Annotated in this window: 1 protein-coding gene; it reads right to left on the bottom strand. The window is 66.9% G+C overall.

Annotated features, from left to right (window positions below; translation table 11 throughout):
• Positions 1-25 precede the first annotated feature (25 nt).
• Positions 26-1270 carry an IS256 family transposase gene (locus IEY86_RS35870; RefSeq protein WP_189136084.1) on the bottom strand — a complete coding sequence of 415 codons (1245 nt, stop codon included), beginning with the start codon at positions 1268-1270 and terminating at the stop codon, positions 26-28.
• Positions 1271-1431 lie beyond the last annotated feature (161 nt).

The following is a 1431-nucleotide window of genomic DNA, read 5'->3' as shown; positions in this document are numbered from 1 at the left end:
GGTCATGTCCCGTGGGGTGGTGTAGTCAGGGCAACTGTTTCGGTTCCGGTTGTGGGGTGATCTGCGGTTCGGGTTCGGTGGGCTTGGTGCCGAAGAGCTCGGCCATGGAGGCTTCGGAGAGGTAGCGGCGGTCGAAGACCTGCCATTCGTCGTGGAGTTCGGCCAGGACTGCGGCGGCGAGCCGGTCCAGGGCGGTGGGGTTGGGGAAGACCTGGACGACGTCGGCCCGCCGTTTGATCTCCCGGTTCAGCCGCTCCAGCGGGTTGGTCGACCAGATCTTCTTCCAGTGCGCCGCCGGGAAGTCGGCGAACGCGGTGATGTCCGTCGCCGCATCCAGCAGCATCGTCTTGACCTGCGGGAACTGCCGTCCGAGCATGTCGGCGACCACGTTCAGCTGGGTGCGCACCTGCTCGCCGGTGGTCTGCGCGAAGATGGTGCGGATGGTCGCGGCGGCCATCTCCCCGGAGCCCCTCTCGATCACCGAAAACACGTCCCGGACGAAGTGAACCGGGCACCTTTGCCGGGCCGCACCGAGGAAGGCGGTGCGGATCGCGGCCACCAGGCCGCTGTGGCTGTGGGAGATGACCAGCTGGACGTGCTCCAGGCCGCGGGCCCGTAAGGACCGCAGGAACCTGGTCCAAAACGGCTTCGACTCACTGTCGCCGACCATCAGCCCGAGGATCTCGCGGTGCCCGGTGGCGGAGATTCCGGTGGCGATGACCACGGCCGGGGAGACGATCCGGTGATTGACCCTCGCCTTGCAGTAGGTCGCGTCCAGGAAGACGTAGGGGAAGACGGTGTGATCCAGCGGCCGCTCCTTGAACGCGGTCAGTTCCTCGTCCACCTCACCGCAGATCCGGGAGACCTCGGACTTGGAGATCCCGCTGTCCGCACCGAGTGCTTTGACCAGGTCATCGACCGATCGGGTCGAGACACCGTGCACGTAGGCCTCCATCACCACGGCGAACAACGCCCGGTCGATCCGCCGCCGCCGTTCCAGCAGCGAGGGGAAGAACGACCCGCTGCGCACCTTCGGGATCTTCAGGTCCAGGTCGCCGGCCTGTGTGGTCAGCAGCCTCTCCCGGTGTCCGTTGCGCCAGGTCGTGCGCGTCTCGGCGTGCTCACGCGGCGCGGCACCGATCACATCGGTGGCCTCGGCCTCGATCAGCTCCTGCAGGATGCGCTCGCACACCACCCTGATTGCCTCAACTCCATCGGCCCGACGTTGTGACTCAAGCAGCCGCATCAGCTCAGACTGGGACAAGGCCATCGCGTGCTCCTCCGGTTGAACTGCCCGTTCACCAGGAAGACTTGCGCGATGGCCTGCCCTTGCTCAGGGAGCATGCACCGCCGGCGGATGCACGCCCCGGGCAGACACCCGCGCATTCCGGGACCCTGCCCGGCTACACCACTTCATGGGACGCGATCCGC

The organism is Wenjunlia tyrosinilytica, from assembly GCF_014646055.1.
GTDB classification, from domain to species: domain Bacteria; phylum Actinomycetota; class Actinomycetes; order Streptomycetales; family Streptomycetaceae; genus Wenjunlia; species Wenjunlia tyrosinilytica.
Note: the sequence above shows the minus strand (reverse complement) of the source record. Positions and strands in the feature narration are given on the sequence as shown.

Bases quoted from the DNA above. Each gene is read 5' to 3' on its own strand.
- IEY86_RS35870 (WP_189136084.1), bottom strand. From the start codon at position 1,270: ATGGCCTTGTCCCAGTCTGAGCTGATGCGGCTGCTTGAGTCACAACGT.